At 33.6% G+C, this 9839-nt stretch carries 9 protein-coding genes; 1 reads left to right on the top strand and 8 read right to left on the bottom strand.

What is annotated here, in order from left to right; translation table 11 throughout:
- Positions 1–205 precede the first annotated feature (205 nt).
- The 6 genes from CQA57_RS02900 to CQA57_RS02875 all read right to left on the bottom strand — a co-directional run bounded on the left by CQA57_RS02900 (position 206) and on the right by CQA57_RS02875 (position 6164).
- Positions 206–2122, bottom strand: coding sequence for a motility associated factor glycosyltransferase family protein (locus CQA57_RS02900; protein ID WP_115578739.1), 1917 nt, complete (start codon positions 2120–2122; stop codon positions 206–208).
- A 36-nt stretch (positions 2123–2158) separates the two neighbouring features.
- On the bottom strand, positions 2159–2512 hold the full coding sequence (gene rplT / locus CQA57_RS02895) for a 50S ribosomal protein L20 (protein ID WP_115578738.1): 354 nt from the start codon (positions 2510–2512) through the stop codon (positions 2159–2161).
- 78 nt (positions 2513–2590) lie between these two features.
- Positions 2591–2785: a 50S ribosomal protein L35 gene (rpmI, locus tag CQA57_RS02890; RefSeq protein WP_115578737.1), complete on the bottom strand. Its 195-nt coding sequence runs from the start codon at positions 2783–2785 to the stop codon at positions 2591–2593.
- Between the two features lie 26 nt (positions 2786–2811).
- A complete protein-coding gene (gene infC / locus CQA57_RS02885) occupies positions 2812–3345 on the bottom strand; it encodes a translation initiation factor IF-3 (protein ID WP_115578736.1) in 534 nt (177 codons plus the stop codon).
- Positions 3342–5153: a threonine--tRNA ligase gene (thrS, locus tag CQA57_RS02880; RefSeq protein ID WP_115578735.1), complete on the bottom strand. Its 1812-nt coding sequence runs from the start codon at positions 5151–5153 to the stop codon at positions 3342–3344. Before thrS ends, infC begins: the two co-directional genes overlap by 4 nt.
- A 108-nt stretch (positions 5154–5261) precedes the next feature.
- On the bottom strand, positions 5262–6164 hold the full coding sequence (locus CQA57_RS02875; protein WP_115578734.1) for a hypothetical protein: 903 nt from the start codon (positions 6162–6164) through the stop codon (positions 5262–5264).
- 197 nt (positions 6165–6361) lie between these two features.
- Here CQA57_RS02875 and CQA57_RS02870 point away from each other — a divergent pair, with 197 nt between their 5' ends.
- Positions 6362–8569 (top strand): cbb3-type cytochrome c oxidase subunit I, encoded by a 2208-nt coding sequence (locus CQA57_RS02870; RefSeq protein ID WP_115578733.1) that lies wholly within the window; start codon positions 6362–6364, stop codon positions 8567–8569.
- On the opposite strand, the gene CQA57_RS02865 is transcribed toward CQA57_RS02870, so the two are convergent.
- Together CQA57_RS02865 and CQA57_RS02860 are read right to left on the bottom strand one after the other, a co-directional pair.
- Positions 8566–8979 carry an RrF2 family transcriptional regulator gene (locus CQA57_RS02865; protein ID WP_115578732.1) on the bottom strand — a complete coding sequence of 138 codons (414 nt, stop codon included), beginning with the start codon at positions 8977–8979 and terminating at the stop codon, positions 8566–8568. The genes CQA57_RS02870 and CQA57_RS02865 overlap by 4 nt on opposite strands.
- A 26-nt stretch (positions 8980–9005) precedes the next feature.
- Positions 9006–9794, bottom strand: a complete 789-nt coding sequence (locus CQA57_RS02860) for a beta-1,4-N-acetylgalactosamyltransferase (RefSeq protein ID WP_281270380.1) — start codon at positions 9792–9794, stop codon at positions 9006–9008.
- Positions 9795–9839 lie beyond the last annotated feature (45 nt).

Below are 9839 nucleotides of genomic sequence, written 5' to 3'. Positions count from 1 at the left end.
GATTTATTGAAATCTTTAGGTGTAATTTGTTTAAAAGAAATCATAATTTGCCCTTAAAATGAAGTGATACAAAATGCGAGGATTATAAAAAAAGGGGGTAATAAAAATCAAGAGAAAATGGAGAAAATTTTGCAATTTTATTTTTATGGGTAGTTTAATGTGCATTTATGATGAATTCTTTGGAATGTGAGTTTAAATGACTTGTTTAGTCTTGATGGATACTCAATAAAAGCTTATAGCGTAAAAACATCTTTTCAAGTCCCAAAATGATGACTTCTAAACACTGAGCATAAAAGATAAAAATATCATCATTTGGAATATGTAAAGATGCCAAAAGTAGGTTTTGAAGTATATGCCCCAAAGTCCCTTCAAACAAGATTCCTAGATGCGGGTTGCTTGCACTTTTTTGGGCAATAAGGGCAAAGACTTCATCTACAAGCATAAATAATTCTTTTTTGTTTTTTGCACCTTTTTTGAGGATTGCTAGGATTTCTTGATAGTAGGTTTTGGCAAGATGGATTTGCTTAGTGGTGGATTTGAGCTTTTTTTGCTTGGCAAAGTCTTTGATACTTTGATGCAAGGAATCTTTATGTATTTTTTGAAGTTTTAGGGTTTTTGGGTCTGTGCTTTTTGCTCCTTGGATATAAGCCCCACTACCTAGATTTAATACTTCTTTTGGTGCATAGGCCTGGATAGCTTCTTTGATATTTTGCAAAGAAAGCAAAAAGATAGAATCGCTAAAAACCCTTGCTTGTTTATTTCCCTGCACTTCAATGGCATCTTGTGGGATTTGTGCTTTTTCCTCACCATAAAAAGAGCTTTTAGCGTGCTTGCTTTTTCCCTCGATATAAGCACAATCAATCCCACAAAGCAAGATTCTATCACTCAATTGCATTGCAAGAGCAATACCTGCATTTCCCACAAAAGGCGCGCTTAACTCAACTGCCCTTGCATCTTCAAAAAGATAGCTAGCACTACTCCCCCCACGCAAAAAAAGATATTTTTCTTTTGCTAGGTTTAATGCCTTTGGATTTACCATATTTCCACACAAAAGCGGGGTGTCTTCAAGGGGTGCTTGACACAAAACATCTGCAAGATAACCAATCCTTTCAATCTCAATTTGGAAATCTACTTTTATTCCTTGATTTTTAAGAGGTTTTAGCGCTGTGCCACAAGAAAAAATCAGCATATTTTCTTGATTTTCTTTGATAAATGGTAGAAGTTCATCTAAACTCGCACCATTTCCTATGACACAAATAGGCTCACTAAAGCGTTTGGTCTGTGAAATGATAGGGATATGCTGGTTTGAGAGTGTATTACTTATGCCTATCATCTCATCTTCAAAACTCCCCCACCCTCTTTTGTTTGCGCTATATTCTTGCATTATCCATTTTTGTATCTCTTGGATTCTATCACTAGAATACATTTGCAACTCACAGAGCAAAAAATTACTAGTAATTTTTCTAGAAGCAAAAAAATTACGAATAAATTTTCTATCTACTACATTTTTGACAAAAAGATAACATGCCTTATTTGATACGCTTTCAAAGAGTTTTATAAAATCTATAAAATAGCAACTAATACGAAATAAATCGATGTTTTCTTCAAAAATCAAAAGCGAGTGAAAAAATACTCCCTCTTCAATCAAAAACGCTAAAAACAATCCACCAAAAAGTCCGTATAAAACACTGCTTGGCATAAATTTTGGATTGAGGTGGTATTCTTTGATGGCTTTGTGATTTTGCAAAATCTTTATCATTTCATTTACTACAAAACCTGTAACGGGTAGTTTTTGAGTGTCAATGGGGCTTAAAAAAATATCATTACTATGGATTTTCCAACGAGGATTTTTAAGTGGGGTGGTAGAAATCTCAAGATGTGTTTCTAGCATCACGGATTTTCCCTCTAAAATCGGATAAATCACTTCATTGGTGCTGAGATTTAAAATATTTAATCCTCTAGAATCAAACATTAAATTGTAAGTTTGTGGGGAGAGCTTGAGATTTTCAAACAGATCTCTAGCATTTTGTTTGAAAAATTCCATATTATGGATAAAACGCTGGGAGATAAAATCTTGGATTTGTTGGGGATTACCTTTGGTTAATACTTCAAGAAGCTTCATTTCAAGCCTTTTTCTCTCCAAAAAGGAGAGAAAAGATTATTTTAAAGCATCTTTGGCAATAGTTACTACCTTGTTGAATGCATTTAAATCATTCATCGCCATATCAGCAAGCACTTTTCTATCAAGCTCAACATTTGCAAGCTTCAAGCCGTGCATAAACTTAGAATAGCTAATATCATTCATTCTACAAGCTGCGTTGATTCTCACAATCCACAAGCTTCTAAAATCTCTTTTCTTTTGCTTTCTATCACGGAAAGCATAATACATACTTCTTTCTAATTGCTCTTTTGCTTTTCTAAAGTGTTTTCTTCTACCACTATAAAAACCTCTTGCGAGTTTTAAGATTTTTTTGTGGCGTCTTCTTCTGACAATACCTGTTTTTACTCTCATTTTTTCTCCTTGACCTATTTCTTAGGTGTAGCCTTCTGGCTAATCTTTCCCTGTATTAAGGGGAGCCTACAACTTAAACTATGCTTGACAAAGCAAGTTTTTAACCGAATCTATATTTGCACTATGAACATAGTGGGGTGATCTAAGATTTGCTTTTCTTTTAGGGCTTTTTTTTGTCAAGATATGACTTCTAAAAGCACTACCACGCTTTACAAGATTCTTTTTAACCTTGAATCTCTTAGCTGCACCGCGATTTGTTTTCATCTTTGGCATTGTTCTTCTCCTTTCATAAGATTAAATTATTTTGACTTTTTGGTGTCTTGTTTTTTTGGAACAAAGAGCCAAACTGCATATCTACCCTCTACCTTTGGCTCCTTATCTGGTGTAGCAATGTCTTCCATCATCGCACAAACTCTCTGCAAAACATCAATGCCTGCTTGTGGGTCAGAAGTTTCCCTACCCTTTAGCACTACTTTAAATTTTACATGCTTTTGCTCAGTGATGAATTCTCTTGCGTGTTTTACTTTGTAATTGATGTCATTTTGAGCAATTTGTGTGGAGAGCTTGATTTCTTTTATCTCGATTTGTTTTTGCTTTTTCTTTGCTTCTTTTTGTTTTTTCTCTAATTGATAGCGGTATTTACCATAATCCATAATCTTGCAAACTGGTGGGTTTGCATTTGGAGAGATTAACACTAAATCTAAACCCTTGGAATTTGCAATTTTTTGAGCTTCCTCAGAAGAGATAATCCCATAAACCTCGCCATCATCCCCCACACATCTTACTTCCTTAAATCTAATATCTTGATTTAACAAAACTTCTTCTTTACTCAAAAACTAACCTCTTTCATTTTATTTTCCACCATATTCAAGAATTCTTCCTCCTGCATTTCATATTGTGTTTTTTCTCTACGATCTCTAATTGCTAGAGTTTTATTTTGCATTTCTTTTTCACCGATAACCAAAATCATAGGCACGCGTTGCTTTTCTGCACTGCGTATTCTTTTGCCTAATGTCTCATTTTTATCCATAATTTCAGCATAAGCACCCAAAGCAGTAACTTTTTCTCTCAAAGCCTTAGCATACGGGACTTGTGCATCACTCAATGGAATAAGTATCATTTGAGTTGGGGCAATAAAGAATGGGAATTCTCCCCCAAAATGTTCTGTAAGTATAGCAGTAAATCTCTCAAATGAACCTAAAATTGCTCGGTGTATCATAACTGGTTGCTTTGCACTATTATTTTCATCAATGTATTCAAGTGCAAATCTCTGCGGCAAATTCATATCAATTTGCACAGTGCCACATTGCCACTTTCTACCAATAGCATCAGTAATTTTTATATCAATCTTAGGTCCGTAAAATGCACCACCACCCTCATCAATCTTGTAATCTATCTTATGCTCTTGTAAAGCTTCTATCAGTGCTTGCGTAGCAACTTCCCATACACTATCTTCACCAATTGATTTTTGAGGTCTTGTAGCAAGCTCCATTTCATAACTAAAGCCAAAGGCTTGCATAATCTTATCCGTAAAGGCGATAATATTACTTACCTCATTCTTGATTTGCTCTGGACGACAGAAAATGTGTGCATCATCTTGAGTAAATTCTCTCACTCTCAAAAGTCCGTGCAAAACTCCACTTTTTTCGTGGCGATGCACGATACCATATTCATAGAATCGAAGTGGCAATTCTCTATAGCTCCTAATAGAGCTTTGATAAACTTTGATATGTCCCACGCAATTCATAGGCTTGATTCCATATTCTACTTCATCAATAGTAGTAAAATACATATTTTCACCATAATTATCATAATGCCCACTTGTTTTCCATACGCTGCTTTTTAGAAGTTCTGGACCCCTTACAGGCTCATAATCTCTCAAAATCAAAGCTCTTGTTAAAAGCTCTTCAATCCTTCTTCTTAATCTTGCACCCTTTGGCAGCCAAATAGGAAGTCCTGCTCCCACTTCTTCATCAAAAGTAAAAAGCCCCATTTCTGTAGCTATCTTTCGATGATCTCTTTTTTTTGCTTCTTCTATCTGTGTGATATAGGCATCTAAACTTTGCTTATCTGCAAATGCAATACCATAGATTCTTGTGAGCATTTCTGCCTTTTCATCTCCCCCAAGATATGCTCCAGCAAGTTTGGTAAGCTTAAAGCTATGCAAGTATCTTGTATTAGGAAGATGTGGGCCGCGACATAAGTCTTCAAAATCTCCTTGTTGATAAACTCCAAAGCTATCACCTTCAATCTTACTCATAACTGCTTGCTTAAGCTCGTCATCTTTAAATTTTTGCATTGCTTCAGCTCTGCTCATCACAGATTTTAAGATAGGTAATTTTCTTTTTGCAATCTCTTTCATCTGTTTTTCAATTACTAAGAGATCCTCTTCGCCTATCTTTTGGGTTGTTTTGAAATCATAATAAAACCCTTCATCTACTACAGGGCCGACAAAGAATTTTGCATCAGGATATAATTCCTTAATCGCTTGAGCCATCAAATGCGCACAAGAATGCCTTATGATAGAAAGAGAATCTAAAGAATTATCAAAAATAATCTCTTGACCGCTTAAACCTTTTTCTTGTGCTGTTTGAAGATCAAATATTTCATCTCCAATCTTTATGCCTATAACCTCTGACATCTACCTACCTTAAAAATTTTGAAAAATAACGGGCGTAATTGTAACACAAAAAATATTTTTTTACTCACTTGCTACGCCCAATAAGACAAGAGAAAAACATTTATATTTTTAAAAACGATAGATATAACTCAATCTTACAGATTGTGTAGTAAAAAATCTAGTATTTGCCTCGATACTATTACCACCGCCTATGTTAAATCCCCAAGGTTTATAGCCATTTTTTACAAAGAAATATTCACCAAATTTATAAGTAATACCAAATTGATGTTTTTTGTAATAATAATGCAAACCAATCAAAGGATAAACCGTGCTATTTAAAATATTTTGTGGTTTTTGGGTAAGCTTTTGCAATCCGCTAATATTACCACTACTACTATAACTTGCACCTGCATTTTGCACGATATACCACTCTATTTCATACCCCACTCCAACATCCATACCAACGCTATGCTTCTGCGCTGTATAAAAATCTAGCAAAAAAGAAAGCTCTGCGCTTGCTTTTAAAGGAATATAAGTTTGATTGAGATCTTGAATTAGTGCTGATTGTGTAGTATTTGCCGTGCTTGTGCCTCCACTAGAAGTCCCTGTTTTGATTGCTGGTTGCAACTTGATAGCTTTGATTCTTGGTCTAGCTCCAGTTTCTACCATCACATTAAATCTCAAACCAATCATTTCACTAAAATATCCTTGATAACCCAAAATCAATCCTGCATCCAAAGAAGGTGTAGTGCTAACAAGCTTTTCAAATCCTGCAATAATTTGACTAGAGTTAAGTTCAAGCAAAGTAATGCCTGTCCCTAAAATAAAACCATTTTTATTTTCTTTTAAATCTATATCTTTTTTTGCAGATTCCTTAGCATTATCTACTAATTTATCAAGTTCCTTCCCACCCTTATCAATTGCTACATCTTTAACAATCTCTCCGACAACATCTTTTTTCGTATCTTCTGCATTTAAGATGCAAACTACAAACAAACAATTTAAAAAAGCCAAAAAAATCTTTTTATTCATAAAAAATTACCTTATATATTTTGTTCTGTTATGCAAAAGGCATAATGCTAAAAATCTTACAAATAAAAAACTTTAAAACAAATAAATCCTATCAAAAAGTATCAATTTCCTATCATCAAAATTACAAAAAAATAATATACTACCATTTTATAGTATTTTTAAAAATGCTAATAAATTTTTATATAAGGAATAAGATAATGCTTGAAAAAATTACACAACAAAAAAGCCTAAAAGGCATTTTTTGGATTGTTGGAATCTTAATGACAACAATACTTATTTATTTTAGTGCCAATCTAGGTAAAGAAGTCCCTCCTTTACCAAAAGTTGTAAAAACTACTGATGGCAAAGTGCTTTATACACAAGAAGACATTATTGCTGGTAAGGGGTATTTTCAACAATTTGGCTTAATGGGATATGGAACATTGCTTGGAATGGGTTCTTATATGGGGCCTGATTTCACCACAGAAATGATGCATAAAAAAATCACAGATCTTTATGAAATTATTTCTAATGAAATCTACCAAAAAAATTTCGAGAATATTTCTGATGAGCAAAAAGCCATAGTAAAGACAAAAGTTATTGCCGATGTCAAGGGAGTTAAGCTTAATGAAAATGAGGTATTTTATACTTCACAATCAACTAGAGCTTTCAAAAATACTGAAAAATATATGATGGATTTTTTGGTAAATGGTAATGAAAAATGGGGTTATAAAGGAAAAATCATAAAAGAAGAAGAAGCTAAAGCTATCGTTGCTTTTTTTGATTGGTCAACTCTTGTAGCAACAACTAATCGCCCTGACAAAGAAATCACTTGGTCAAACAATTGGCCATATGAACCATTGATTGATCAAAATGCTACTTGGGAGCTTCAATCAATAAGTCTTTGGGAATGGTTATGGCTATGGCCTTTAACTATCTTGATTTTATGGATTGGGTATGAATACCTCATCAAACTAAAATCTAATGATACAGAAACGCTCGCAGAACCACTACAAATTACAAGTGTATTCAAATCTCAAGAAAAACTTCTTAAATATGTCCCGATAGTGGCTTTATTTAGTCTTATACAACTTGTATTAGGTGGATATTTAGCTCATATTTATGCAAATCCTAGTGAAGATTTTATTATCTCACAAGATATATTACCTTTTAATGTCGTGCGTCAGCTACATATCAATCTAGCAATCATTTGGGTTACTATTGGTTGGTTAGTTGGTGGTCTTTTTATCGCACCATTAGTAAGTGGAAAAGATTTGAAATTTCCAAAACTTGTAGATGTTCTATGGATCGCTCTCCTTGTTGTTGGTGGCGGAGGATTGATTGGAATCTATCTTGGAACTCAAGGATATTTAAGAGAAACTTGGTTTTGGCTAGGAAGTGAGGGAAGAGAATATCTTGAATTGGGAAGAATCTGGGATATTGGATTGCTCATAGGACTTGTCTTTTGGTTTGGTATGGTATTTTCTACCATTAGAAAAGCAAAGCAAGATATTCTTGTAGGGACAATCATTTGGTCAGCTTTTGGTATTGCTACACTTTATATCTCAGGAATGATGCCTATTCATAAAATTATTCCTAATTTTACAGTTGATGACTACTATCGCTGGTGGGTTGTGCATCTTTGGGTTGAGCTTACATTTGAAATGTTTGCAGCTGGTGTAATAGCATTTTTATCTGTAGCATTAGGACTTGTAAAAAAATCTATTGCAACTAGAGTAATGCTTTTTGAACTTGTCTTAATCGTGCTCACTGGAATTTTAGGCGTAGGTCATCACTATTGGTGGCAAGGAACAGATAGCCACTGGATAGCTATTGGTGGAATCTTCTCAGCACTTGAACCCCTACCTCTAGTGATCTTAATGATAGAAGCTATCAAAGAGCAAAAACATATTAAAGCTATGGGTAAAAAATTTGACTGGGGCGTTCCATTCTTATGGCTTGCAGGAAGTGCATTTTTAAATTGGTTTGGTGCTGGATGGCTTGGTATGGTTATCAATACTCCAATTATCAACTATTACTCACATGGCACATACCTCATTATTCCTCATGGACATGTTGCAATGCTCGGAGCCTTTGGTTTTATCGCTTATGCATTTATCTATATGACAGCAAGAGCCAATGCTTTGGTAAAAGGATTGGAATGGAGCGATTCTGCAAGCAAACTAGGTTTTTGGCTATTAACCTTAGGTGTAGTTTTATATAGTGTGCCTACACTTATTATCGGTTTTCATCAAACACAAGTGGCATTTGAACAAGGATACTATTTTGCAAGATTAAGAGAAACTCTTGAGGCTGTAGATATGTGGATTTGGTTTAGAATATTGCCAGATTCTATGATGATTGCTGGTGGCTTGATTGTATTTATAGATTTGGTCAAAAAAATCTATTTTTCAAAAAAAGCTTAATGAAATATACCTTCTTCTTGCAAATCCTCTAAAGAGGTTTTTTGAAAGAAGGTATTGATATCCCTGCGAATATCGCTCCATTTTTGGTGCAAAGTGCAGGGAGATTCTCTATTGCAAACTTCATCATTTAAAATACAGGTATTAAATCCAACATCCTCATCACTCACACATTCAATAATTTCACTCAAAAAAATCTCATTAAGTTTTTTTTGTAAGACAAAACCACCATCCCTACCTTTATGAACACTTAAAATATTATCCTTTGACAATCTAGTGAGCAATCTTGTGAGATATTTGTAAGGGATATTTAATTCTTGATGTATTTTTGTAGCAGAACACATCTCATAATTTTGTTTTGCTAGATAAAAGATTATTTTCACTGCATATTTTTGCGTTTTATTTAAAACCATTAACTACCTCAAATTAAATACTCCTATCATAACCCTTTTTTGTCAAAAAAGTTTAAAATCCTTTGTTCATCAAGCATATCTTCATCAATTTTATCTAAATACTCTTGAGAAATTATCTCCTTGTAATTTTTTAGCGGAATAAAATCTTGAATTTTTGCTCCTTCTCTTCTGCTAGATTTCAATAGAGGAAAATGCCAAGTATTTAATCTTGCATCAAATCCCCTATACACAAATGGGATACATAAAGATTCCCAATAAAAAACTTCATTATCTTTCTCCCACTGAATGCTATCTACAAAAAATAATCTTTGATTACAAATCAACCAATGATCTTTTGGGTCAAAAATTGGAGAATCTTTTTGAAGGTAGATTCTTTGATCAAAAATATGCAAATTTATTCTAAAATAAAACACAATATCATTTTGATGTTTTATTAAATTAAAACTCTCTTTGAGTTTTTTAGCATCATAAATCTGATCTGTATCAATCTTGATAAGCCATTCATTTTGAGGAATAAAGCTTAAGGCAAAATTATAATAATCTCCTAAGCTTTTTTTAGTTTTCAACTCACCTTCATAATGCCTTACTCTTGCAACTTTATAAGGATATTCTGCATAAATAAATCCCTTATGTTTGGCGCAAAATTTTTTAATAATCTCATCGCTTCCATCATCACATTCATTATAAACAATGATACCTCTAGAGATTGCACCAACGATAGAATTTAAACTTTGCTCGAGTGTATCTTTTTCATTGCAAACACGAATAAAAGCCCAAGGGTTTAGCGGACTTTTTGGATGTGTGGGATTATTAATTTTTTTTCTATACCAATAAAATAAAAGATTATTAAAAAAGAAATA

The organism is Helicobacter anseris, assembly GCF_003364335.1.
GTDB lineage: Bacteria > Campylobacterota > Campylobacteria > Campylobacterales > Helicobacteraceae > Helicobacter_H > Helicobacter_H anseris.
The sequence above is the reverse complement of the archived record's forward strand: the minus strand, read 5'-3'. Positions and strand labels throughout refer to the sequence as shown.

What these genes read in the sequence shown, in the direction of transcription:
- thrS (WP_115578735.1), bottom strand. Translation starts at nt 5,153, where the DNA reads ATGTCAGAGGTTATAGGCATAAAGATTGGAGATGAAATATTTGATCTT.
- rplT (WP_115578738.1), bottom strand. Translation starts at nt 2,512, where the DNA reads ATGAGAGTAAAAACAGGTATTGTCAGAAGAAGACGCCACAAAAAAATC.
- CQA57_RS02875 (WP_115578734.1), bottom strand. Translation starts at nt 6,164, where the DNA reads ATGAATAAAAAGATTTTTTTGGCTTTTTTAAATTGTTTGTTTGTAGTT.
- CQA57_RS02870 (WP_115578733.1), top strand. Translation starts at nt 6,362, where the DNA reads ATGCTTGAAAAAATTACACAACAAAAAAGCCTAAAAGGCATTTTTTGG.
- CQA57_RS02900 (WP_115578739.1), bottom strand. Translation starts at nt 2,122, where the DNA reads ATGAAGCTTCTTGAAGTATTAACCAAAGGTAATCCCCAACAAATCCAA.
- CQA57_RS02865 (WP_115578732.1), bottom strand. Translation starts at nt 8,979, where the DNA reads ATGGTTTTAAATAAAACGCAAAAATATGCAGTGAAAATAATCTTTTAT.
- rpmI (WP_115578737.1), bottom strand. Translation starts at nt 2,785, where the DNA reads ATGCCAAAGATGAAAACAAATCGCGGTGCAGCTAAGAGATTCAAGGTT.